We start from the raw sequence: 25,578 nt of genomic DNA, 5'->3' as shown, positions 1-25,578 counted from the left end.
GTCAGTTGGTTTCAATTATTAATTCGGCAAAGAAAGAGGTGTCTTTCTGTTCTGTTGTGAGGCTATGTTTATCAGGGTATAAGAGTTCGAGCCTTCTTTGCAGGTTATTGATACCTATGCCTTTGTCTTTTCTGCTGTCGGGTATAGGTTGAGGTATTGAGTTTTCTATCCGGAATATGATTTGATTTACTTCGGATCTGATGCTGATATTCAGATAATATTCTCCGCCTATATACTTGAACGCATTTTCTATTAATGGCTGGAAAAGCAGGGGCTGAATCTTCTGTGTATTCAGTTGAGGGTCGAAATCGGTCTTTATAACCAAACGCTCATTTGTGCGTAGCTGCTGGAATTTGATATATGTTTCCAGATATTCTATCTCTTGCTGCATGGTTACTTCATGTTTGATACCGTAGAGCTGGTAACGGAGCAGGTCGGATAGTAATTCCGTCGTTTTTTTTGCGGCTTCCTGTTCTTCATCTATTTGGAAATAGACTGTGTTTAGTGCATTGAACAGGAAATGAGGATGGTATTGGGCCTTCAGAAAATCGAGTTCGGCTTCAAGCTGTTTATTCCTGAGCTTTTCCAGTTGCAGAGCCTGCTCATTATAACTTTTGTGGATCTGAGTATTCCGGATCATAGCATAGTAGAATAACCCGATTGGAATAACCACGACATAGGCAATAATAAAGTCGACAAGATAATTGGGGTATTCGATAAAATAGTGTGCTACAACTAAAGAAATATTCGTACCGATGAAAATCAACAGGCCAATCCAGAGGTAATCTAAGAACGATTGACGGCCTTTTTGTATATCGTTGTTCTTACGTCTGATATGGTACCTGAGACCAAAATCGAGGAGGTAGCAACCTGTAATTGAGATGATAAAATCCTTTAGATTGATTGCCGCGGCTCTGTTCCAGAACGGGCTGGATGTAGAGATGTCCGAAATCAGGCGGATACCTGTTGTGGTAACAAGTGCCAGTAAAAAGGGCGATATCCAGCGGAGTATAGAGTTCATTGCTTTTTAATATTTTGTCAGAGTTAGTCCGGAATAATAACCAGCGTAACCGAAAAGATGTTATCCATATTTGTTATATCCAGACTAAATTTGCCAGGGTACAGTATTTCAAGCCTTCTTTTAAGGTTTTCTATGCCGATCCCTTCTCTCTGTCTATTGTTTGGTACTGTGACAGAAGCTACGGAGTTTTTCACAGTAAGCGATACTTTATTGTCGGATAGCAGTAAATCGATAGATATCCGGTATTCTCCCCCGACATGTTTGAATGCATTTTCCAAAAGTGGCTGAAAGAGTAAGGGGTGTATCTTCTGAGTGCTTAACAACGGATCGAAATAGTATTTCAACACCAGCCTGTCGCTCATTCGCAGTCGCTGAAACCTGATATATGAATCAAGATATTCGATTTCGTGGCTTATATCCACTTCTTGGTTCTTGTCGTATAATTGATATCGCAACAAGTCGGATAGAAGCTCTATGGTTTGTTTTGCCGTGTTATTTTCGTCGTGAACCTGAAAATATACAGTATTCAGTGCGTTGAACAGAAAGTGGGGATGGTACTGTGCTTTCAGGAATTTCAGTTCGGTTTCCAGTTGCATTGTTTTCACCTTTTCCAGTTGTGACTCCTGTTCCCGTTGATATTTGTAGGTTACATCACTTCTTATTATAGCATAGTAAATAAGGAAGAGGGGTATATAAATCACGTTTGCTATGGCATAGTCTGCCAGTCCGTTTCCCAGAAATACAAACCCCAGATGCGACCAGATATACATATGCAAATTGAGAAATATAAACATGCATAGGCAAACAATACCATATTCTTTGAGAATTGACCGGCTGTCCTGTGCCGGTTTCTTTTTCTTCTTGAAATAAAAGCGGCAGATAAGATCGAACAGGTAACAGGATATTATGGAAGAGAGTTGCGAAAAGATATGTGTACTACGCTGGTCTCCCCATAGACTTTCATCCTTAGGAATGTCGGTAATTATCCTTACAGCAGCAAACATGACTATGCCGTATAAGAAAGGAAAAATCCGGCGTAAAATTGTATTCATCTTCTACACTATATAGATTGTGCAATATAATACAAAGTTATGGATTTTTCGCTTTAGGTTTCATGCCAAATAAGGGTCTTATCAACGGATAGCGTCTTATCCCGAATTCGTAGATAATCCATGAGATACCGAATGTGCCGATTGACAAGATAGAGAATTTAGCGAAGAAGCCCATCTCTATATCTTTCAGATAATAGCATAAACCCATCATGACGGTTTGATGCAGGATAAAGAACGGATATACAGCCTCATTGGCATATGATAATATTTTGCTTGGTTTGTTGAAGTATATAGCTGAATAAGCAAACAAAGTAAGAATCCATGACCAACTGTTGAATACCCGCACCAGAGCGGTAATATATTCTTTTCCGGCAAAATCACCTATAACGTACCACAGGCACATAAGTAACGGGAATGACATAATACCACTTACCAGATATTTCTGCCTGTTCTGAGTGACTGATGTCCAGAATGCATCCTTCAGAGATATAAGTAAATATCCGAAAAAAAAGAGAGTACTGTAATTTATCAGATTATACCAGTCGTTTATCAGTCCGTTTGTTTGCGGATAATAGGGTGCCAGTAATATCTGCCATAAAAAAAGAGGTACTGTGAAAATATAGAGTCCCGTATATTTTAGGCTTATGGATTTGATTTTCCGGATTATCCATGTTTCCGGATGTTTTTGCAGATATAGGAATACGGGAACCAGTACGATCGAGAATATGAACAGGTAAAGGATAAACCAGAGATGATGCCACGAAATATTTCCTTCGGGATATACCCCACTTAATGCAACCCGGGGCCAGTAATCGAAGAAATAACTTCCGGCAAATTGTCCTTTATCCAGTCTCTCGAAATAGACCTGAGGAGGGATGATGAATACCATACCTACGATCAGAGGAACAAACAGCCTTTTTATACGCTCTTTGGTAAATTGGAATCCGCTTCTTCTGGTCAGGGCATAATATGTACCCATTCCCGAAATGACAAAAAGCAGGGGAAGCCGCCATTGGTTGAGAAATAGCATCGGATAAGTCAACCCTTCATAGGTAACCGGGTTTTTGATATGGAACCACCAGGGAACGAAGAACATCCCTACATGGTAAAAAATAAGTAGTCCGAAAGCGATTACCCTGAGACTGTCGATGTCGTATCTGCGCATAACCATGAAGTTTTATTAGTTTAAATTCTTGATCCAAAACTAGTACTATGCGCAAATGCGAGCAAATTAATATGACCAATGGCAGGCTTTTCTTGATGAAATGGAAAATATGCTATAATATTCATTTAAGGCTCTGCAAATAAAAACTATGTACAGAAAAAATATGACATAATAACTAATTACTTATCTTTGTACCCTTATTTATTATAAATAATTCATCTGATAAAAAAATGAGAATTGCTATTGTTGGCACAAGTGGTGCTGTAGGTCAGGAATTTCTTAGAGTTCTTGATGAGCGTAACTTTCCTATTGAGGAATTAGTATTGTTTGGTTCTGCCAGAAGTGCGGGAACTACTTATACCTTTCGCGATAAACAGTATACAGTCAAACAACTGGAGCATAATGACGATTTCAAAGATATAGATATTGCTTTTGTTTCGGCAGGAGGAAGCGTCTCTGTTGAGTTTGCTTCTACTATAACCAAGCACGGGGCGATAATGATAGATAATTCGAGCGCATTCCGTATGGATAAAGACGTGCCGCTCGTAGTGCCTGAAGTAAACGGAGAAGATGCAAAGGTGCGTCCTAAGGGAATTATCGCTAATCCTAATTGCTCTACAATACAAATGGTGGTGGCGATGAATGTGATAGAGAAAATCTCTCATATAAAGCGTGCTTATGTATCAACTTATCAGGCTGCATCGGGAGCAGGAGCTGCTGCTATGGATGAACTTATCAACCAATTTAAACAAATAGCATACAATACGGACGTCACTGTTGAGAAATTTGCCTATCAACTGGCATATAACCTGATTCCGCAGATAGATGTATTTACCGATAACGGTTATACCAAAGAGGAATTGAAGATGTATAACGAGACACGTAAGATAATGCATTCTGATATTGAAGTGAGTGCAACATGTATCCGTGTACCGGTTTTACGTTCTCATTCGGAAGTTATCTGGGTAGAGACAGAAAGACCTGTATCACCGAACGAAGCCCGCGAAGCATTCTCCAAAGCGGAAGGTGTGATAGTGCAGGACAATCCTTCGGAAAAAGAATATCCGATGCCTTTGTTTGTTGCAGGTAAAGACCCTGTGTATGTAGGCAGAATCCGTGAAGATATCGCCAATCCGAACGGGCTGACATTCTGGGTGGTGGCCGATCAGATAAAGAAAGGTGCTGCGCTGAATGCTGTACAGATAGCCGAGTATTTGATAAAAGAAAAAGCTATTTAAATAGGAAACTTGTTTGTATAATCAAAACAAACAATTATATTTGCATCGCAATTGAGCAAAATGATGCTTTTTGCGATTTCAGGAAGTGTGGGTGAGTGGCTGAAACCACCAGTTTGCTAAACTGACGTACGGGTAACTGTACCGGGGGTTCGAATCCCCCCGCTTCCGCAACGAATTCTGAATATCAGTGATTTGTAAAGTTTACTCCCGATATTACTCTTATAAAAGATGAATATTGGGAGTTTTTCGTTGTATTATATATAAACAAAAATACCCTCTGAAAAATCAAAGGGTATCTTAATATATTATTCTTAGTTTTATTTTTTGTCTTTCAATACTTCCTGTAATAGTTGTACTTTTTCCTGCTCTGTCTTGAGCATTCGTTCATACAACTCTATTACTTTGTCAAGCGGATTAAATGAGCATTGATGATAAGTATTGGCAACTGTACTGTCGTGGAATGTGTTTGCAACAAAATTGATAGCAGCATCCTCACTGAAGTTTTTTATGGCATCAACAGAAATATTAAGAGCAGCAGCAATTTTATCTAAAGTTTCATCATCCAGTTGTGGAGTCGATTCAAATCTGGAAACAGTTTGTTGAGATACGCCTATGCGCTCGGCTAATTCCTCTTGTTTTACGCCCAGTATTTCTCTCAGGCGTTTAGCATTATATCCGTAATCGCTTTTCTTTGTTTCGAAAGTTGTTTCCATATTTTATACTGTGAATGTTAAATTGTATAATTCTCAAAAGTACAAAAATAAACATAATCAATAAGTTTTTTACTCACAAAATCAGATTATTTACTTCCTGTATGGATATAATACACAGTATTAAAGTAAGAGCTTTGCCTTATATCTTTTAATATCTACATATGGGAGAGACAGCCAACAAACTCACAACTATTCAAATCTATTTATTAAACATTCCTAAGCCTTGCCATACCGTAACCGATAAATACAATGGCATGCACTTTACAGATTTATCTCAGACTATAGAATGCCATATCTCATAATTTTTGCAGTTTATACCCTTTGCTGGCTATACATAATTTACTCTCTGTATAATGTCCCAAGCGATATAGAGTTATTTGGTAAAGAAATAGAATGATATGATTATAATTAAACATTACTTTTCGACTGTACACAAACTTAAAACAGATGTCAATAAGTAAGTTATGGCTGTTGCCTTTCCCTGATGCTCCCGAAACACTAGTCGGGGGCATCTTTTTTTGCTTATATAGGATAATTTACATCAACTGCAACTCTCAACTTGCGAATTTCTTTGAAAATTAACGGGTTCTCACTGTCTGATAAGTTGCCGTTTTATAATCCTATTCAATGAAAATAGTGAAAAATGCTGTAATTTGTCATTTTCTTCTTTACTTGCCGACTAACATATAAAAAGCAAATTGATTGATGGATATTAATATTGATTTGGAAAAAGCATTTATAGAAATGGTTCATAATAATGAGCGGATTATCTATAAGGTTTGCTCTTTTTATATATCCGATGAATTTCCGATGACCGATCTGTATCAGGAGGTCGTTTGTAATCTCTGGACGGCCTATCCCCGTTTCAGAAATGAAAGTACAGTCTCTACGTGGATATATCGCATTGCTTTGAATACCTGTATCTCGGGTATACGGAAAGATATGCGCAGGCCAAAAGGTACGCCAGTCTCTGTACTGGAAGATTCTCTTACTGCGCCGGAGAATATAAGTGAACAAATTAAGGAGATGTACAGGTTAATTCATCAGTTGAATACCATCGAGCGCGCCATTGTCTTGCTTTATCTCGAAGAGAAGTCGTATCAGGAAATAGCAGATATTACGGGGTTGACAGTGAGTAATGTAGGCACAAAGTTGAAACGGACTAAAGAGAAGCTGAAACGGTTGTCGAATCTTTAAGCATCAAGAATTATGGAACTGAACGAATTAAAAAATACATGGCTATCCCTGGATGAACGGCTCAGGAAACAGGAATTGCTGAAAGAGAATATCCTGAAGGAAATGCTACAAGCCAAATCCAACAAAGCTCTGAGCAGGCTTGTCAACTTTGAGTTTCTGGGAATAGTGCTTACTATACTGGGTATCCCCTTTCTTATATTTATGCTTGCACACGAGAACTTCTATCCGATACAGATAATCTTTATGTATTTTATAATAGGATATGCTGTTGTGGGTATCTTTTTTCAGCTAAGGAAAGTATATATTTTGCTGAAAATAGATTTTTCCAAGTCAGTAAGAGCCAATATCAGGCTGATGCAGCGGTTCAATATTCAGATAAAATGGGAAAAGATAATATCTTTCTCTATCATACCTCTGATGGCTCTATTTATATTGTCTCCGTATTTTACAAAAAATGTAGAGATGTGGAGATGGGTGGCTATTATCGCTGTTTTCTTAATAGTCGCCGTTATAGCATATTGGCAATATAAGAAAATTTATGATAAGAATATAGGCTCGATACTCAAAAGCCTTGAAGAACTGAAAGAACTGGAGGAGGATAACGAATAACAACTATGAATATATTAAATATTATATGGGACATCGATCCCGTTTTGTTCAAAGCCGGGCCTATCCAGTTCAGATATTACAGTTTATGCTGGATATTAGCTTTCGCCAGCGGTTTTTGTGTGTTGAAAGTAATATACGAGAAAGAGAATATCCCACACGAAAAATTGGTGAGCCTGCTTATCTACATCTTTTTCGGTACGCTCATCGGAGCCCGCCTGGGGCATTGCCTGTTCTATGACCCTGTTTATTTCCTGACCCACCCATTGGAGATGCTGTTGCCTTTCGGGAAAGATGAATATGGCGATTTTATATTTACTGGTTATGCCGGACTAGCCAGCCACGGAGGGGCAATCGGTATCGTTATAGCAATCGGAATATATTCGTATCGTTATAAAGTTCGGGTATGGGGCATCCTCGACCAGCTGGCATTGGTAGCTCCATTGGCCGGAATGTTCATACGTCTGGGCAATTTCTTTAACTCCGAGATTGTAGGATATCCGACTAATATGCCATGGGGTGTCGTTTTCAGCAGGGTGGATAATCTTTCCCGCCATCCGGCACAATTATATGAAGCAATAGCATATTTGGCTATTTTTATTGTCCTGTATTACTTGTATACCCGAAAGCAGGAGAACTTTCAAGCCGGATTTTTATTTGGTTTAGCTTTAATCCTTATTTTCTCTTTCCGTTTTTTTGTGGAGTTTTATAAAGAGGCGCAGGAAGACTTTGAGAGCGGAATGCTTTTCGATATGGGACAATATCTGAGTATTCCTTTCTTTATTGGCGGCATTGTGATTATAATATTGAAACATAAAAAACACAAGGGAATATCCTGACTAAAGATGGCTTTTTCTTTTCGATTTATCCCAATGTTTTTATAAACCATTTTTCATAATTTTATGTAAAAAGAACCGATTGTTCGATTTAACCCGTATTTTTATGAAATTATTGATAACACAACATACGCTTTATGGAAGGATTCCTTATATTTCTTTTGATTATACTTATTGTCGGTATATTCATAGTCCCGATTATCATACTGGCTAAAATAGGCACTATAAATAAGAACATTGACTATTTGAACACTGATATGAATAACCTCAATAAACGCATGACGGATCTTCATAATCATACTGCTTCGAGAGATGATGCAAAAGATATACTGAATGCGATGGATGATCTTAAAGTTAAAACGGGCTTTACACCGGGTGTGGTTTCACCCTTGTCGGATACTAAATTGGAAAATGAGCTTGTGGCAAAAGAAGAACCGGTCATTGAAGATATTCATAAAGAAATTGAAGAAGAAGTAAAAGCCCCTGTGACAGAGGATATCCCGGTAATGACTCAGGCCGGAAATTTAATAAATGAAGAATCCGGACAGGAGATGTCTCCGGAGCCGGAACAGAAAGAGTCAGAAGAAACACCTCCACCTTTTGCCGCATTTAACCGTAGCAAGAGATCGGAACCCATAATTGAGGAAATACTACCGAGATATCGCACGGCTCCTGTTCAGCAGAATGATGACGAGGACGATGATGATCCGGATAAAAACTTTATAGAAAGATTACTTGGCGAAAACTGGCTGAGTAAGGTCGGTATAGTTACGCTGGTATTGGGTATAGGCTTCTTTGTGAAATACGCTATCGACAAGGAATGGATAAATGAAGTGGGCCGTGTGGGGATCGGTATTCTCACAGGTGGTATACTTATCGGCATCGCTCATAAGCTAAAATCGAAATACCATGTATTCTCGTCCATATTGGTGGGTGGAGGTATCTCTGTATTTTATATAACGATTACACTCGCATTCAGGGAGTATGAACTATTCAGCCAGTCTGTCGCCTTTGGCTTGCTGATTGCCATTACTATATTTTCTGTTATTCTTTCCTTGTACTACGACAGGAAGGAACTCGCCATATTCTCCCTGTTGGGTGGATTTGCGTCACCATTGATGGTGAGTACGGGGACAGGAAATTATATCGTTCTGTTTTCATATATACTTATCCTGAATACGGGTATGCTGGCCGTATCCTTTGTGAAGAAGTGGCGGATAATAGGTATTATCAGTTACGTGCTCACTCTTTCATTTTTCTGGGCATGGACGTTAAGTGATTTCAAGGATCAGTTTGTGTGGGCTACTGTGTTCACGGTTCTGTTCTTTATCCAATTCTATGTACTGGCCCTTTTCGACCATTTCAAATCGAAAGATAAGATCACGGCCTATCAGGCATTTTTGATACTGACCAATAACCTGTCTGCGTTCCTTGCATGCCTGTATATATTCGACCGTTATGAATATGATGTCAGGGGACTTGTAACTATTGCCATTGCCGCAGTTAATGCCATAGTAATGCTGACACTGTTCCGTAAGAGCAAGGTCGACCGTAATCTTATTTATCTGATTATAGCCGTAGTGATGACCTTTGTCAGCCTTGCCATACCAATGCAGATGCATGGGCATGTGATTACGATGTTCTGGGCAGCTGAAGCTGTTTTACTATTATGGTTGTGGCAAATGTCGCACATAAAGGTATTCCGGTTGGGCTTTATTGTTATAGCTGTACTGGTGCTTATTTCGTATGCGATGGATATCAATTATAATTACAGGTATGATGATGCTTTGCCTTTCTTTGTCAATAGGATATTTATTACGGGAGTGGTTGTAATTGCCAGTTTTGTGATCAATATGTTGCTGTTGAGAAGGGAGGATGCAGATTCGGATATAGAGATAGGCGGATTTGAGACTATTTCGATCAGTGCTGTTGCCAAGGCTTTTGACTTTATTGTAATTGTCCTCACATTCTTTGTCCCTTTTCTCGAGTTGAACTATCAATTGGAACGTTTTACAGACACCGATATAGTATCCAGTTTCCGTTATCTGGCTTTAGCTACTTATACGACTGTGTATGTTGCCGTTTTGGGGCTTGTCTATAGAAAACAACTGGTTGCAAAGGCGCATATTTTCGTCTTACTGTTTTTCTCTATTCTTCTTTACTCGTTTGTATATACCTATCTGGCTATAGATTTACGATTCGATATATTTGTCCTTAACGCATATAGTACCAATCATTTTCTGATTCATCTGATTTCTTTGCCGGCTATCGTATATATCACATATCTGTTAGCGAGAAATGTAAAAAAGATATCGGAAGATTGGTTTGCCCCCCTATGCTGGTGTCTGGTTGTCATGTCGGTTGCTATACTAAGTATAGAGGTGGATAATATTGTGATCCTGCTGTTGGGGAATATTGACAACTATGATAGTTTATTATATGATGTGCATACATTCGGGTATCCTATCCTGTGGGGTGTCATTGCTATGATACTTATGATCTGGGGGCTGAATCGTAAGGAAGTATTGTTGCGGAAAATATCATTGATTTTCTTTGGGGTGATTATCATTAAGTTCTATGCATACGATGTGTGGCATATGTCGCAGGCCGGACGTATTGTTTCGTTCATCATGCTGGGAGTTATCCTGTTGCTGGTATCATTCCTCCAGCAGAAGATAAAAACATTGGTTAAGGACGATAGCCCGGTAGAAGATATTATCAACGAACAGTCTAAAAAAGAAGAGTAAATGAAACTATATTTATTTATAATCCTGTCTTTATTATTATCTCCGGGAGTCTTTGCCCAGTCAGTCTGGATGGAGGAGATTCAGCCTGTAGAGGTTAGTGGATATTACAACATCCAACTCGGACAAGGAATAATAGCGAAGTCTTTGGATAGCGATTTGTCAGACCTGAAAATACTGGATAGTAAAAACAACGAAGTTCCCTATTTCCTGCGTTCTGTAAATCCCATATGGGAGATAAGCCGGTTCGAGAATTATAATCTGAAGCAAAATCAGGTAAAAGACAGCCTGAATATTGTTACAATAGACAATCAGGAAAAAGAAGATATAAACCGTTTCTACATTATTGTCCGCAAAGCAGATGTGAGTAAGTATGCATCTTTACGCGGAAGTAACGATTTGAAGCAATGGTATATTGTCAGGCAAAAGACGAGTGTGTCGGGCTTCGGCGATGCAGACGAGGTGCTGATTCTGGACTTTCCGAAAGGAAATTACAGGTATTATGAGATAACACTTGAAAACAACCAGAACAGTCCGCTGGAAGTACTTAAAGTGGGAAAGATAAAAAACTCCAGTATATACGCTCAATTTACAGAATTGCAGTTGGGACACTTTTTGCAAAAGGATAGCATCTCCGACAAAAAAACATATATAACTTTCCCGGATTCTCAGGATACATATCGTATAAGTAAGTTGGAGGTAGGTATAAACAACAAGGCTTATTTCTTTCGCCATGCTGTAATGTCGGACTCCATATCTCACAGCCGTGTTACATTTGACCTCTCCTCAAAAGGAAATAATACCTTCTTTATAAACAGTTTCTTGTTTAGCGGTAATACTTCTATTGCAATAGAGAATCACAATAATCCACCTCTCAAAGTAGATTTCGTGAAGGCTTATGGTCTTAACCGCTATGTATGTGCATACCTGGAAGAAGGACAAAGTTATATTGTTAGGGTAGGGTCAAAGGATAAGACGCCCCCTAAATATGATATTGAATACTTTCAGAACGATATTCCGGCTGACCTTCCTGTCATCAAGACCAATAATCTGCAAAGTATAGTTGTTAAAAATACTGAGCAGGTCAGGGAGCTTTCATGGATAGAAAAACCTGTATTTCTCTGGGGAGTAATTGTTATTATAGGCTTATTTCTCCTGTTCATCTGTGTAAAGATGATCAGGGAAATGAAAAAGAAGTAGCCGGGGAGGGATATAATCAGAATTACTTTATCTATAGAAAGAACTGTTAGCATTTGACTGATAGTTTAGAGCTCTTTAAAGTAGTGATTGGCAACTTTGCGAATTAGCATATTAGCAAATAAGTGAAAAGACTGTAACCTTTACATACGCTTCGCTCCTGTGACCGTTGGTTGTTACCTTTTATTTTTAACCACGGAGAACCAACAGTCGGAGCCAAAAAGGAGTAGCATGGAGTTTTTAGAAGAAAAAGTGACAATAAAAATTGTGTGAAAAGTCGTCAGGTTTGTCAGGTTTTGTACATAAGCTATCGGCTATCAGCTAATAGCTAAAAATGTGTTACCTTTGTTACTTTTTACATTTATTACTTACCACTCATTATTTATAATTCCTAACTATTTCCCTATCTTTGCATCCATTTCCGAAACTAAAGAAACGTCAATGAGCCGAAAGAAAAAAGAACTTCCTCTGATAGAGAATGTGCAGATTGTGGATATAGCTGCTGAAGGCAAAGCCATAGCCAAAGTAGATGATATGGTTGTGTTTATACCTTATGTAGTACCGGGCGATGTAATCGATTTGCAGATTACCCGGAAAAAAAATAAGTATGCAGAGGGTAAACCTGTCAGGTTTGTTACATATTCTCCTGACCGTGCAGAGGCGTTTTGTGAACATTTCGGTATCTGTGGAGGATGTAAATGGCAGATACTGCCATATGCGGAACAGTTGAAATTCAAGCAGAAGCAGGTAACTGACAACCTTACCCGTATAGGAAAAGTAGATTTGCCTGAAATTCAACCGATATTAGGTTCGCAAAAGACAGAGTTTTACCGGAACAAGCTGGAATATACTTTCTCAAATAAAAAGTGGCTGACTTTGGAGCAATTACGTTCGGGAGAAAACTTTGCCGATATGAATATGGACGGGCTGGGCTTTCATATTCCGGGGATGTTTGACAAAGTATTGGATATCAATAAATGCTGGTTGCAAGATGATGTTTCGAACCAGATACGGAACTTTATCCGCCAGTATTGCCATGAAAAAGGATATACCTTTTTCGATTTGCGGAATAGGGGCGGGCTGATGCGCAACCTGATTATCCGTACCTCTACTACCGGCGAATTGATGGTTATCGTAGTATTCTACGATGATGAAAAACAACAGCAGGAAGATTTACTGAAAGCTATTGCAGATAAGTTTCCTCAGATTACAGCCCTGTTGTATATTGTCAACCAAAAGGCAAACGACACGATTACTGATCAGGAAGTGCTGACATGGAAAGGAAATGACTTTATTTACGAAGAGATGGAGGGCCTTAAATTCAAGATTGGACCGAAGTCATTTTACCAGACAAACAGTGAGCAGGCATATAATTTATATAAAGTGGCCCGTGGCTTTGCCCGGCTGAATGGAGATGAACTTGTGTATGACTTATACACGGGAACAGGCACGATTGCTAACTTTGTGGCGCGCCAGTCAAAAAAGGTAGTCGGAATAGAATATGTGGAAGATGCCATTGAAGATGCCCGGTTCAATTCTATGAATAACAAAATCGATAATACGCTATTCTATGCCGGGGATATGAAGGATATACTTACTCAGGACTTCATTAATGAGCATGGCCGTCCGGATGTAATTATCACAGACCCTCCACGCGCGGGTATGCATGACGATGTTATCAAGTCTATACTCTTTGCCGAGCCTCAACGGATTGTGTATGTAAGCTGTAATCCTGCGACTCAGGCACGGGATCTGTCTTTATTGGATGAGAAATATAAAGTTACGAAAGTTCAGCCGGTAGATATGTTTCCTCATACACATCATGTAGAGAACGTGGTCCTGTTAGAAAAACGATAATACGACCAGCGCCTGAAGCATTATTTAAAGGCAAGATATGTCCACACTGGGTAGTGATCGGAATACTTGACCTTATCTACTGTACAATTATAGGATTCAAAAGCTCGCGAATGTAATATAAAGTCTATCCTCACCCAGAAATAGTTTTCATGGTAGGTAATCCCTTGTCCAAACCCCGAATTGGCATATGAATCGACCAGATCGCCCTTCATCGTGTGATAAGCGTAGGAGATAGGAGTATCGTTAAAGTCTCCGCAGACGATCGTTGCTTTAGCATCTTGCTTATCCATAAAACTTCTGATAAGGTTTACTTGTGATTCGCGTATTTGATATGCTGCACCCAGTCTGTCCTGGAGAGTATTGGCCATTTCGTCAAAAGATTCCCTGTCTCTTGTTTTGAGGAAGTCTTTATAGAGCTTTTTGTCTTCCGTAGTTAGCCTGTTCGATTCCAGATGGTTCACAACGAGAGTGACGGTGCGGCGGTCTATTTCCAGTTTGTGTATAACCGATCCGTTGTAAGAACTTTGAATCGGTATCTTTATTGATTCCGTAATCGGGAATTTCGAATAGCAGGCGATACCATAGATATAGGATCGTTTAGTCTTCCTTGGTTTCCCCAGTTCAATAATAGAGCGGTACGGATAATCTTTCATTATCTCATTCAACTCCTGTAATGAAATGATACTACCTTTACCCTTCTTAGCTGCTACGGCGAACTCCTGAAAGCAAACAATGTCGGCATTACACTGAGTTACATATTCGAAGATAGGGTTATTCTGAGCCTTTTCTCCTGTCAGCCAGTTGAACCCCCTTACATTATAAGTGAGTACCTTTATCTTGTTTGCGGGTATATCTTTTTCTTTGGTCTCCATATGCACAGGGAAGCAAGTCGATATAGGCTGCCAGCAGGCAAGAATCACAACCAACTGTATTAAAGCATACTTCCAACGGAAGAAGACAGTCCAAAGAATGAGATAAGCGATATTGATAAATAGCAGGATAGGGAATATTAACCCTAAGTAAGCGATTAAGGTCACCTTAGAGGGGACTACCGACCATGCCAGTAATGATAGCAGCAATAATATAATTGCTATAATATTGGTAGCAAAGATACTATACTTGATGACTTTGCCTATCTTCTTTCCTAAGAGCTTACTTGTTACTGGCATCGAATAATCGTTTTTTTTCGGCTGAACTAAGGCTATTATAGCCTGAAGCCTTGAGCTTGTCCAGAATACGGTCTATTTCTTCCGATTCGTTATATTTCCGCTGATTATATTCATAGTCCGCCTGATTTTTGAATTTAACCTTCATCTTGGGATTTCTCTTCGACTTAGGTTTCGTTAAATTAACGATAGAATCCATTATTTTGTTTATCCAACGGGTAATATCTTTTCCTCTCAGATATTGCTTCGCATATATATATCCCATTAAAGCACCGCCAATGTGGGCTATATGGCCACCGGGATTACTGGTGCTGGTAAGTCCGATAAAATCAAGGACGAAGATAACCAGAGCTATATAGATGATTTTTATCCGTCCCAGAAAAAGCAGTCCTATTTCGGTATTAGGCCGGTAAAATGCAACCGCAAATATAATTGCCATTACCGAAGCTGATGCTCCGATCATCGGGGCGCCATTCATTAGTACAAACATTGGGATTATGTTGAATGTCAGCACAAAAAGGGCTGCTCCAGCCAATCCCCCGAGTATATACAGACTACCAAGACTTTTAGCGTTGAAATATGAAAGAAATATCTGTCCGAACCAATACAGCATTAACATATTGAACAATATATGAAAAAAGTTCTCATGTACAAACATATATGTTAATGGCGTCCAGAAATGCGTCTTCAATAACTCCAACTGTGCCGGTATGGCTATATAACTGATAACGAAATCAGTGATATCTATATTGAAGAGCTTGGTAATGTTAACTGCTATCAATATAAGGAAAACACATACATTGATGACGATCAGCCGTATCAATACATCTTTTCGCTTAAGTATAGGTTTTATATTATCCGAAAATATTCCCATTTGTAGTAAATCCTTTTTTACGCCAATAAAGCAATATGATAAGACCTGTTATAAGCCCTCCAAGATGGGCAAAGTGCGCCACATTATCTCCGACTCTATCCACTACGCCTAATGAAAGCTCAATAACACCATATCCGATAACAAACCACTTTGCTTTGATTGGTATCGGTGGGAAGAGGAGCATAAGTTCCGCATTAGGGAATAACATCCCAAATGCAACCAGTATTCCAAAAACAGCGCCTGATGCACCCAGCATTGGAGTATTGATAAGTGCAAATAAATTCTGTATTGCCTCGTGATCACTTACATTTGCCATAACACTCGTAGCTCCGGCCTGTACTTGCGATACTATATCGGGAGATAAACTTTCTTCAATTCCTTTGATCCTGAGATAAGTAACTAATATTTGCAGTGCTGCAGCTCCTATTCCTGTAATTATATAATACACAAAGAATTTCTTAGGCCCCCATACTGTTTCCAATACACGTCCGAACATAAATACGGCAAACATATTGAAGAACAAATGGCTAATGCCACCGTGCATAAACATATATGTTATGATTTGGTGAGGCATAAAGAGGGATGAGGTGATGTAATGAAGCGACAAATAATTATTCAGGTTCACTATATCTTTCAGCATCACAGTCGCAAAATACGCTAATACATTTATGATAAGCAAATTCCGTGTTACAACCGGAATGGAACTCATAAAGCCTGCACTATTCTGATTCATCATTTTTCCTTAAAAATTGTTTTTTCAAGCCCAAAAGTACTTATATTTTTTCTTTTTCATTCTAAAATGGTATGTACATTTAGATATTTTGCAATTTAGCATGAGTTTTTCCGTTTTTTTTTTATGATTATTAAATAAAACACTTATATTTGAGAGCTAGAAACAGAAATAGAGTAAAACGTAATTTCAGTTATATAATGTTTAATTAATCATTACAAAATTTATTATGAACAAGACAGAACTTATCAATGCTATTGCTGAAAAATCAGGCTTGAGCAAAGTAGATTCTAAAAAAGCTCTGGAAGCTTTTATCGAATCAGTAACAGGAGAAGTTAAAGCAGGTGGAAAAGTTGCCCTAGTTGGTTTCGGAACATTCTCTGTAACTCAAAAAGCTGCTAGAAAAGGCATTAACCCAAGAACTAAAGCGGTTATCAACATCCCTGCTAAGAAAACTGTTAAATTTAAAGCTGGTGCTGATTTAGCTGCATTGTAATTTAACTATTACATTTCTAAAAGATAAAGAGCAGAGAAGGATTTCTTTCTCTGCTTTTTCTTTATATCCATCACTGCTTTATGGAATAAGAAAAAGTAACAACCATCGGTCACAGGAGCGAAGCGTATGTAAAAGTAACACTTCTTTCAGTTAGCAGTTAACAGTCATCAGTCAACAACCCATAAGGTGTAAAAACTTTACGTCTTTGCGTGAAACAAAATAAATGTTTGCTAACCCATAACTGTTAAAAGGTAACAAAGGTAACGGAAAATCAGTGAACAGTTAGCAGTCATCAGTTAACAACTCGTATCTTGTCTACTTGTATCTCACTTGTAATCATTCACTTTCAATTGTCAACTGTCCATTATCCACTGTCCACTCAAAAAAGGTAACAAAGGTAACACATATTTAGCTAATAGCTGTTAGCCGATAGCTTATGTACAAAACCGGACAAACCTGACGACTTTTCACACAATTTTTATTGTCACTTTTTCTTCTAAAAACTCCATGCTACTCCTTTTTGGCTCCGCCGACCGTTGGTTCTCCGTGGTTAAAAATTTCTCGCAAAGACTCTAAGACGCAAAAAGGTAACAGTTCCCCAAAAAGTAACAAAGGTTACACTTTTTCAACTTATTACTTAAAACTTACTACTTATTTCAATATTTCAAAGAGCTATCAGCTAACAGCTAAAGGCTACCGGCTCTTACTCTATAGATAAAACTTCTCTGCTTTTATAAGCTTTATAGATAGTTTTTTATAATTTTGCAAACTTAATAATGAAAATAATAAATAATTAATATAATGAAGATTGAAGCCAGGTTGCAGGAAAACGTAATAAAGGGAATTGAAACCCTATACGGACAGACGATATCGTCCGGGCAGGCCTCATTACAAAAGACGAAAAAAGAATTTGAAGGTCATCTTACCCTTGTCGTTTTCCCTTTTGTGAAAATGTCAAAGAAAGGACCTGAGCAAACCGCGCAGGAAATAGGGGAGTGGCTTGTTGCAAATACTTCTGAAGTAGAAAGCTTTAATGTGATTAAGGGCTTTCTGAACCTGACTATATCAGGAGCTTGTTGGTTACAGGAGCTTAATTCTGTACGTTCTGTTGCGAATTACGGGATTCAAGAGGTTAAAGCAGACGCCCCGTTGGTTATGGTAGAATATTCTTCACCAAATACCAATAAACCATTGCACTTGGGTCATGTGCGCAACAATCTGCTTGGCTTTGCTTTATCCGAAGTGTTAAAAGCAAATGGTAAAAGAGTACTAAAAACCAATATAGTAAACGACCGTGGTATTCATATCTGCAAATCTATGTTGGCCTGGCAGAAATGGGGAAATGGAGAGACCCCCGAATCGAGCGGTAAGAAAGGAGATCATTTGGTCGGTGACTATTATGTATTGTTCGACAGACATTATAAAGCCGAGCTGGCAGAATTGCAAGAAGGTGGCTTGCCGAAAGAAGAAGCGGAAGCCCAGTCCAAGCTGATGGGCGAAGCCCGCGAAATGCTTCGCAAGTGGGAAGCCGGAGACACCGATACGGTTTACTTATGGAAAATGATGAATTCATGGGTATATGCTGGTTTTGATGAAACATATAAGAAACTGGGAGTAGACTTTAATGAAATATATTACGAATCGGAAACTTATCTGGATGGGAAAGAAACGGTTTTGGATGGATTGAAAAGAGGTGTTTTCTACCAGAAAGAAGATGGTTCGGTATGGGCTGATCTTACTGCCGACGGGCTGGATCATAAATTGCTTCTGCGTAGCGATGGCACTTCCGTTTATATGACACAGGATATAGGTACTGCACAACAACGATTCAAAGCTCATAAAGACCTGAGTGAAATGATCTATGTGGTCGGCAACGAGCAGAATTATCACTTTCAGGTACTATCCATCGTTTTGGATAAGCTGGGCTACGAATTTGGTAAGGGACTTGTCCATTTCTCGTATGGTATGGTGGAACTTCCCGAAGGTAAGATGAAATCGCGTGAAGGCACGGTTGTGGATGCCGACGACCTTGTCGAAGAAATGATATCTACAGCCAAAGTAACTTCCGAAGAGTTGGGTAAGCTGGATGGTGCTACAGAAGACGAGGCAAACAATATTGCACGTATCGTAGGAATGGGAGCATTGAAATATTTTATCCTGAAGGTAGATCCTAAAAAGAATATGACTTTCAACCCGAAAGAATCTATTGATTTTAACGGAAATACAGGGCCGTTTATACAATATACTTATGCGCGTATCCAATCGGTGATCCGTAAGGCCGGTGACCAGGGATTATCTATTCCGCTATCTTTACCTACCGATATTGTACTCACACCAAAAGAAGAAAGTCTTATACAACTCGCGGCCGAATACGCTGCTGTTGTAAAACAGGCAGGAGATGAATATAATCCTGCATTAATCGCTAATTATATATATGAATTAGTGAAAGAATATAATCAGTTCTATCATGATTATACAATACTGAAAGAGGAAAATGCTGCATTAAGAGATTTCCGTCTGGTACTTTCGCAGGAAGTCGGTAAAATTGTAAAAAGCGGTATGTCCCTGTTAGGTATTGAAGTTCCCGACCGGATGTAATACTCTATTCCGAAATAGGATCAGAATCTCCTTCGAGAGGCTCTTCCTCTATCCCAAGTTGTTCATTCAGCTTGGGAATATTTTTTAACCTCGTTTCCAGTTCTGCTTTATAAAGGGCTACCTGGATGGCCAGTTCCGAGCGGCTCTTCTCCGGTAGCATCTCAAAAGCAGAGTTTATCCATTTCACGGCATTTTCTACATCATCGAGGCATTCATTTGCTAAAGCTATATTAGATGCCAGTCGTATTTTTTTTGTGGGTTTACTTTCTTCATAGAGACTTCCCCAGATATCAGCAGCTTCGAGCCACTTTCCCTGTTCCACATATTTTGCAGCCTGTTTCATCTCCGAAGAGTTATCCGAATAATACCAGCGCTGGCTTGTCTTCCACGAAGGTATAAAGTTGCTGGTTATTTTATCCGCACCCACTACCGACATTTCGGTAACAAGGCTGTTGATTTCGTCTACATTGTTCTTTATCCTGCTCCAATCAGTCGCTTCCTGCCTGAAAAGACTATCTACAAGCCCGATCGGGGCGCCATATTGGGAACCATCTTTGGCGTACGCTCTCATTATAACTCCCAACTTTGTACCGAGAATACTGTAATTACTGAAATATGCTGTGTTTTCTGTTTCCAGTTGGGCGGAAATCGCAAATAGATTGAGAGACAACAATGCATCGGCATCTTTCTCTTGACAAATAGTTTGGACTTTTCTTGCCGGCAGCAGTGTTATATCATTATTCGATCCATTGTATGTTTTATAAGGGTATAATTCTACTTTGTTAAAGTATTTTTCCTCATTCATAAATTTAGTCAGCGAATTCATAAATATGGTGCGGGCACTATCCATTGATAAAATCGACGGACCATTATTGGAGGGGGCGGTTTCTTCATCATTGTCTAATGTCGGGCTGTTGTCTACAATAACTACATTCGTAACTTCCGGAGGGAAAGATATGAATGCGGGTTGCCGTATATCTATCGATATAATATTGGTTGTGGTACACGAACTCAATATATATATGAATATAATGGAGGATAATACCTGCTTCATAATACGTTTCATTTGATGCTAACTCTTTATTTTCAATTTCATCGCGACAGGGCATAAATGCCGGAAAATAACAAATGGCTCTGCGACCCTAAATGTACAAAATAAGCATTATATTTGTAATATAAGTAAAAGAAAATATTTAGTGCTACTTTATTTAGTCATAACTAACTATTGCTGTTTCAGATACGAAAGCAATAAATGGGTATATGACCTTAATTATAAAAATAAATGAATGAACTTTCCGCAAACGAAGTTTTCAGGCTGGCTGCCGATATTGTGAGCAACACTTCACAAAGTGTATTCCTTACAGGAAAAGCCGGAACAGGTAAAACTACATTCCTTCATTATATACGGCAAAATGTAGATAAGAATGTCGTTGTGGCTGCCCCTACGGGTGTTGCCGCCATCAATGCCGGAGGAGTGACATTGCATTCCCTGCTTCAATTACCGTTCGAACCTTTTATTCCCAACTTTGAAGGAAAGAAGAAACTGGACTATCATTTCAAGCTGCGCAAGTCTAAAATAGAAATGCTGCGTGAACTCGATCTGCTGATTATAGACGAGGTGAGTATGTTGCGCGCCGATATGCTCGATGCTATCGATTATATGTTGCGCCGCTACAGGAACAGCCAGCAGGCCTTTGGCGGGGTACAGATACTTTTTATCGGGGATATGTTCCAGTTGCCGCCTGTCGTGCAAACTTCGGAATGGGAGTTGCTGAAACATCATTATCCGTCCCCTTTCTTTTTCCATGCGCAGGTACTGGCCGATTACACGCCTCTTTATATAGAACTGAAAACGATATACAGGCAGCAGGACCAGCAATTTATCGATATACTCAACCGTATCCGTAACAATTGCGCCACATCTCAGGATTTACAGGTGCTCAACCAGCGGTATAATCCCGCATTCAAACTGCCCGAAGAAAACCGCTATATTGTTCTTTGCACACACAATTATAAAGCCGACCGTATCAATAGTGAAGAGTTATCACGGTTAGCCGGTAAAGAATATAAATTCAACGGTGAAGTAAAAGGGGATTTCTCCGAAAATTCCCTCCCGACAGAAGCCAATCTGACGCTCAAAGAAGGAGCGCAGGTTATGTTTGTGAAAAATGACGCAGGAGAGAAACGCAGGTATTATAACGGAAAACTGGCTACGATCTGCCTCTTGACAGAAGATAAGATACAGGTGCGCTTCGAAAACGGAGATGAAATGGAACTCGAAAGCGAAACATGGCGTAATGTCCGTTACAAGCTGAATGAGGAATCAGGGGAAATAGAAGAGGAGGAGCTGGGTTCATTCACCCAGTACCCGATACGCCTTGCATGGGCAATCACCATCCACAAAAGCCAGGGGCTTACCTTCGACCGGGTGGTGATAGATGCGGGACAGGCTTTTGCCGCAGGCCAGGTATATGTGGCGCTTAGCCGTTGCACCTCTCTGGAGGGGATTGTTTTGTTTTCGCGTATCTCTGCGCAGAGCATAAGCACCGACCGTTTTGCCTTGGAGTTTGCTGATAAAGAGCAAAGCCCGGAATATCTCCGTCAGATATTGATTCAGGAAAAGCCCCGCTATTGTGCCGAACAGGTAAAGAAATACTTTGACTGGACACCATTTATACGCAGCCTGCATTCTTTGTACGACCTTGCCACGGAAAAGAAAATACCGAAACAGGAAGAAACGCAGGCGATGATTGCCCGGTTGTGCAGCAGGGCTGTGGAGCAACAGGAGATAGCCCTGAATTTCACGAGGGAACTGAACCGTATATTATCAACTCCAGATCCTGATATTGACCATCTGCGGGAGCGTGTGCAGAAAGGAATCCTGTATTTTCATAAAGATGTACAGCAATATATAATACTGCCTGTGGAAGAGCATCTGAACAGTCTTAAAAACGCATCGAAAGTAAAGCAATATCTGAAGAAAGCAAAAGAGATACATGCAGCGTTACTTCGTTTGCTTGAACGCCTGGAGTTTGTCCGCTATGGTGACATCAATCTTACTGAAGGATTGTCTTTTAATAAGATAGCGTCGCCTAAGGAAGAAATTACTGAAACAAAACCGGAGAAAAAGGAGCGGCCACAGAAAGGTGATTCGCAACGTCTTACCTTATCCCTCTTCAATGACGGAAAGTCGGTGAAAGAGATTTCCAAGGAACGTAATCTGGCTGTGACGACTATCGAAGGTCATCTGGCGGGTTTTGTCCTTACAGGAGAGCTAGCCGTTAGCCGTTTGGTCGATGAAAGCAGGATGGAATATATGCTTCCGGTATTGAGAGAGATTGCGCCTCAGACTCCTTTGACCGAGATAAAGGAGAGATTGCCCAAAGAGTGCTCTTATCTCGATATTAAGGCGGTGATGAATTATATTAGGTATACAGAGGGATAATTTCCAGTGTGTTAAGAGAATAGCTATGAAAGGGCTTTTATAAGCGGATTTTTTACATGGATATATTCCATTGCAACAAAGAGGGTATCCCATTGTTCGTTTCTTTTTCCTGCTGCCACACGATTGTATCGTGTGGCAGCAGGAAAAAGAAATACTAGATATTTCCTTAATATATTAGGAAAATTAAGGAATCGTTACAACCCTTTTAATATCTAGCTTGTATTCCTGGCTGAAAGGAAAAGTATATTTAGTATCTGGCTCTAATAATATAAAATCAATAATATTTCTTTGAACAATGGAATAGTTTATCAATTGATTATTTTTAATAAAAAGTAAAGTGCAGGAACCATCGTCATATCTAGCTGTATTGTTTATTTTATTCAAGACTGATTCAGGCATATTGTATTTTCCAGAATCTATCGTTTCATAGGGTCTTACTATATACAAGTAGTCCCAATCGTTTATATTTATAGTGTCTAACTTAAAAGTAGTTCCTGGAGTTAACTTTTCTAGCTTTAGATCAATTTCCTTTACCTTGTTGTTGCACGAAATAAAAGAAATTCCGATCATAATTCCGATTATAATTGTTCTCATACCTATTTATTTTAGTCCAAGTTGTAATTTACCATCTGATTTTGCTTTAATAACTTCATTCCATATCTGCTGATCAGTCCAACTTGGGGTTATTGCATCCCCTCTTCCCTGCAAACCGATTATATACCCAATAGCATTATTATGCAAATCCATTGCTCTTTCATTATTCGGCTGCGCTGGGTTACTTTCATGTGCATCTCCATATCTTTTTGCTAAATCACCATGATCTCTTGCATTTAAGGCGTTCCAATATGCATGCCGAACTGCATCCGCTTCTCCATTATGCTGTCCTGGCATAGATAATACTGCGAGCGCAGCTTTTTCTGCATTATCATAAAAAACTTTTGCGATATGAGGATAATCAATAACAAACCTCTTTTCATCTGATGTTAAATCACTCCAAGGATATTGGTCTCCAAGTGGTCCATATGCTGAACTTACATCCCATCCATTATACATATTGCCGCTTAGACCACCACTACCACCACCTCCGCTTAGTCCATATCCGCATACCTTACAATACATATTGTAATTATCAAAACCAATTTCACTTCTTGATGAACCGCACATCGGGCATATAAAGTCAGTGGGGTCAATTGGTATATAGTGAACCCAAAGCTCCCAATTAGTCACGAATTCAGGCCCTTTTCCATATATAATAACTTCATTCAATAAATTATCATCATTAACACCTTTCGTTAGAAGTATATTTCCATTATTATAATTTTGAGATTTTAATAGCTTATTATCTAAATCATATATGTTAACTATGCCGGAAAAAGATTCATAATATAATTTATAACGATTCTTTAAATAGTATAATTCGTTAGGATTACTCTCCATAAAATATATCTCTTCTATTTCTTTCTCTCTATTAATCTTTATAGATAAAGAATAGTGTACTTTCCGGCTTAAATCACTAAAAATTGGGACAAAGAGTATTAGATGACCATCTTCTTTTTGTAAGATCGAAGTTAGTCCCCATTTTATGCTGTGTGATTGAATGTTTCTATCATTCAGTGCTTTGTTGTTTGTTAGCTTACTTTTGTAATAATTAAGAGTATTCTTAACTATTGGAAAATATTTTGCGCTATAATCTGAAGGTCTGGTTGTTGTAGGCTCTATAAAATTATCATTATTGGAACAGGAGAAAAAGAGGACTATGCATAATAAAATAAGACCATAAGAGATTTTCATAAATTGTGTTTTTAGTGGTTAATATATAGCTAATGTAAAAAAAAATGTAATATAATCTAAATTCGAATAAATATTTTCTACTTCCAATGGCAAATTTTAAACCTGCATTTCACATAATGATTCTTGTATATCTGTTTATTCAGAAAGTGTATTTGGTTAATTATCAGATGGATAAATGTTGGTACGGACTTGCAGAACTAAAAAACTATCTATAAAGTTTATAAAAGCTGGGAAGTTTTATCTATAGAGTAAGAGCCGGTAGCCTTTAGCTGTTAGCTGATAGCTCTTTGAAATATTGAAATAAGTAGTAAGTTTTAAGTAATAAGTTGAAAAAGTGTAACCTTTGTTACTTTTTGGGGAACTGTTACCTTTTTCCGTCTTAGAGTCTTTGCGAGAAATTTTTAACCACGGAGAACCAACGGAGGAGCCAAAAAGGAGTCCACGGAGTTTTTAGAAGAATAAGTGACAATAAAAATTGAGTGAAAAGTCGTCAGGTTTGTCAGGTTTTGTGCGTAAGCTATCGGCTAACAGCTATCAGCTAATAGGGCAAACGCATCAAAATTCATAAAGCTGTTTTCAACCTCCTGTAGGGGCGTATTGCATACACTAGTGTCCACTAAAAAACATTAACAAGCGATGTAATTATTTGATATGCAATTAATAATATTCGTTTTTTTTACGTGTACATTTCAAATCTCTATTTTTGTTAGAAGTAACAAAATGATAGTAGGGATGCACAATGGACATTACGTTTTTACTCAATTATGTAGATTTCTGCCCAAGAGAGCTTTTGATTGTTTAGTCGATAAATACGAAGGCAATAAATATGTAAAATCATTTACTTGTTGGAAT

General features: G+C 38.8%; 21 protein-coding genes and 1 tRNA gene. 12 read left to right on the top strand and 10 right to left on the bottom strand.

What is annotated here, in order from left to right; translation table 11 throughout:
* Nucleotide 1: 1 nt before the first annotated feature.
* From IR083_RS23265 to IR083_RS23255, 3 genes are read right to left on the bottom strand one after another with little or no spacing between them, the layout of a single operon-like run.
* A complete protein-coding gene (locus IR083_RS23265; RefSeq protein WP_006801074.1) occupies nucleotides 2-1,021 on the bottom strand; it encodes a sensor histidine kinase in 1,020 nt (339 codons plus the stop codon).
* 23 nt (nucleotides 1,022-1,044) lie between these two features.
* Nucleotides 1,045-2,073 (bottom strand): sensor histidine kinase, encoded by a 1,029-nt coding sequence (locus IR083_RS23260; protein ID WP_194226108.1) that lies wholly within the window; start codon nucleotides 2,071-2,073, stop codon nucleotides 1,045-1,047.
* Between the two features lie 37 nt (nucleotides 2,074-2,110).
* The gene (locus tag IR083_RS23255) at nucleotides 2,111-3,238 is read right to left on the bottom strand and encodes an acyltransferase family protein (RefSeq protein ID WP_194226107.1); all 1,128 of its coding nucleotides are present in this window, start codon (nucleotides 3,236-3,238) and stop codon (nucleotides 2,111-2,113) included.
* Nucleotides 3,239-3,468: 230 nt separating this feature from the next.
* Here IR083_RS23255 and IR083_RS23250 point away from each other — a divergent pair, with 230 nt between their 5' ends.
* Both IR083_RS23250 and IR083_RS23245 read left to right on the top strand, forming a co-directional pair.
* Nucleotides 3,469-4,476, top strand: a complete 1,008-nt coding sequence (locus tag IR083_RS23250) for an aspartate-semialdehyde dehydrogenase (RefSeq protein WP_194226106.1) — start codon at nucleotides 3,469-3,471, stop codon at nucleotides 4,474-4,476.
* An 81-nt stretch (nucleotides 4,477-4,557) separates the two neighbouring features.
* A tRNA-Ser gene (locus tag IR083_RS23245) sits at nucleotides 4,558-4,644 on the top strand.
* Nucleotides 4,645-4,793: 149 nt separating this feature from the next.
* On the opposite strand, the gene IR083_RS23240 is transcribed toward IR083_RS23245, so the two are convergent.
* Nucleotides 4,794-5,189: a helix-turn-helix domain-containing protein gene (locus tag IR083_RS23240; RefSeq protein ID WP_006801098.1), complete on the bottom strand. Its 396-nt coding sequence runs from the start codon at nucleotides 5,187-5,189 to the stop codon at nucleotides 4,794-4,796.
* A gap of 705 nt (nucleotides 5,190-5,894) precedes the next feature.
* Between IR083_RS23240 and IR083_RS23235 the strand changes: the two genes are divergently transcribed.
* From IR083_RS23235 to rlmD, 6 genes are all read left to right on the top strand, one after another.
* Nucleotides 5,895-6,386: an RNA polymerase sigma factor gene (locus IR083_RS23235; protein WP_194226105.1), complete on the top strand. Its 492-nt coding sequence runs from the start codon at nucleotides 5,895-5,897 to the stop codon at nucleotides 6,384-6,386.
* Nucleotides 6,387-6,398: 12 nt separating this feature from the next.
* Nucleotides 6,399-6,995, top strand: a complete 597-nt coding sequence (locus tag IR083_RS23230) for a hypothetical protein (protein ID WP_006801101.1) — start codon at nucleotides 6,399-6,401, stop codon at nucleotides 6,993-6,995.
* A 5-nt stretch (nucleotides 6,996-7,000) separates the two neighbouring features.
* Nucleotides 7,001-7,831, top strand: coding sequence for a prolipoprotein diacylglyceryl transferase (gene lgt, locus IR083_RS23225; protein WP_194226104.1), 831 nt, complete (start codon nucleotides 7,001-7,003; stop codon nucleotides 7,829-7,831).
* Nucleotides 7,832-7,965: 134 nt separating this feature from the next.
* Nucleotides 7,966-10,575, top strand: a complete 2,610-nt coding sequence (locus IR083_RS23220; RefSeq protein ID WP_194226103.1) for a DUF2339 domain-containing protein — start codon at nucleotides 7,966-7,968, stop codon at nucleotides 10,573-10,575.
* Nucleotides 10,576-11,772: a hypothetical protein gene (locus IR083_RS23215; RefSeq protein WP_194226102.1), complete on the top strand. Its 1,197-nt coding sequence runs from the start codon at nucleotides 10,576-10,578 to the stop codon at nucleotides 11,770-11,772.
* 438 nt (nucleotides 11,773-12,210) lie between these two features.
* Complete coding sequence (gene rlmD, locus IR083_RS23210; RefSeq protein ID WP_194226101.1) at nucleotides 12,211-13,626, top strand: 23S rRNA (uracil(1939)-C(5))-methyltransferase RlmD; 1,416 nt, start codon at nucleotides 12,211-12,213, stop codon at nucleotides 13,624-13,626.
* Between the two features lie 20 nt (nucleotides 13,627-13,646).
* On the opposite strand, the gene IR083_RS23205 is transcribed toward rlmD, so the two are convergent.
* Genes IR083_RS23205 through IR083_RS23195 form a run of 3 tightly spaced genes read right to left on the bottom strand, consistent with a single transcriptional unit; the run spans nucleotide 13,647 to nucleotide 16,402 of the window.
* Nucleotides 13,647-14,795, bottom strand: coding sequence for an endonuclease/exonuclease/phosphatase family protein (locus IR083_RS23205; protein ID WP_006801106.1), 1,149 nt, complete (start codon nucleotides 14,793-14,795; stop codon nucleotides 13,647-13,649).
* Nucleotides 14,779-15,666: a rhomboid family intramembrane serine protease gene (locus IR083_RS23200; RefSeq protein WP_194226100.1), complete on the bottom strand. Its 888-nt coding sequence runs from the start codon at nucleotides 15,664-15,666 to the stop codon at nucleotides 14,779-14,781. Before IR083_RS23200 ends, IR083_RS23205 begins: the two co-directional genes overlap by 17 nt.
* Nucleotides 15,647-16,402 (bottom strand): rhomboid family intramembrane serine protease, encoded by a 756-nt coding sequence (locus IR083_RS23195; protein WP_006801108.1) that lies wholly within the window; start codon nucleotides 16,400-16,402, stop codon nucleotides 15,647-15,649. The genes IR083_RS23200 and IR083_RS23195 overlap by 20 nt, the downstream gene beginning before the upstream one ends.
* A gap of 223 nt (nucleotides 16,403-16,625) precedes the next feature.
* On the opposite strand from IR083_RS23195, the gene IR083_RS23190 reads away from it, so the two are divergent.
* Together IR083_RS23190 and argS are read left to right on the top strand one after the other, a co-directional pair.
* Nucleotides 16,626-16,892 (top strand): HU family DNA-binding protein, encoded by a 267-nt coding sequence (locus IR083_RS23190; protein ID WP_006801109.1) that lies wholly within the window; start codon nucleotides 16,626-16,628, stop codon nucleotides 16,890-16,892.
* 801 nt (nucleotides 16,893-17,693) lie between these two features.
* A complete protein-coding gene (gene argS / locus IR083_RS23185) occupies nucleotides 17,694-19,490 on the top strand; it encodes an arginine--tRNA ligase (RefSeq protein ID WP_194226099.1) in 1,797 nt (598 codons plus the stop codon).
* A gap of 4 nt (nucleotides 19,491-19,494) precedes the next feature.
* Here argS and IR083_RS23180 read toward each other — a convergent pair whose 3' ends face one another.
* A complete protein-coding gene (locus IR083_RS23180) occupies nucleotides 19,495-20,556 on the bottom strand; it encodes a DUF6340 family protein (RefSeq protein ID WP_194226098.1) in 1,062 nt (353 codons plus the stop codon).
* A 216-nt stretch (nucleotides 20,557-20,772) separates the two neighbouring features.
* On the opposite strand from IR083_RS23180, the gene IR083_RS23175 reads away from it, so the two are divergent.
* Nucleotides 20,773-22,935, top strand: a complete 2,163-nt coding sequence (locus IR083_RS23175) for a helix-turn-helix domain-containing protein (protein WP_194226097.1) — start codon at nucleotides 20,773-20,775, stop codon at nucleotides 22,933-22,935.
* A gap of 183 nt (nucleotides 22,936-23,118) precedes the next feature.
* On the opposite strand, the gene IR083_RS23170 is transcribed toward IR083_RS23175, so the two are convergent.
* Both IR083_RS23170 and IR083_RS24435 read right to left on the bottom strand, forming a co-directional pair.
* The gene (locus tag IR083_RS23170; protein ID WP_194226096.1) at nucleotides 23,119-23,529 is read right to left on the bottom strand and encodes a hypothetical protein; all 411 of its coding nucleotides are present in this window, start codon (nucleotides 23,527-23,529) and stop codon (nucleotides 23,119-23,121) included.
* A gap of 6 nt (nucleotides 23,530-23,535) precedes the next feature.
* Nucleotides 23,536-24,726 carry a DUF6973 domain-containing protein gene (locus tag IR083_RS24435; protein ID WP_199343266.1) on the bottom strand — a complete coding sequence of 397 codons (1,191 nt, stop codon included), beginning with the start codon at nucleotides 24,724-24,726 and terminating at the stop codon, nucleotides 23,536-23,538.
* A 651-nt stretch (nucleotides 24,727-25,377) separates the two neighbouring features.
* On the opposite strand from IR083_RS24435, the gene IR083_RS24935 reads away from it, so the two are divergent.
* Nucleotides 25,378-25,578: DUF4372 domain-containing protein (locus tag IR083_RS24935; RefSeq protein ID WP_317174748.1), on the top strand; the 201-nt coding region annotated here is incomplete at its 3' end.

Origin of the sequence: Dysgonomonas sp. GY75, from assembly GCF_015234155.1 — a bacterium.
Classification (GTDB): domain Bacteria; phylum Bacteroidota; class Bacteroidia; order Bacteroidales; family Dysgonomonadaceae; genus Dysgonomonas; species Dysgonomonas gadei.
Note: the sequence above shows the minus strand (reverse complement) of the source record. Positions and strands in the feature narration are given on the sequence as shown.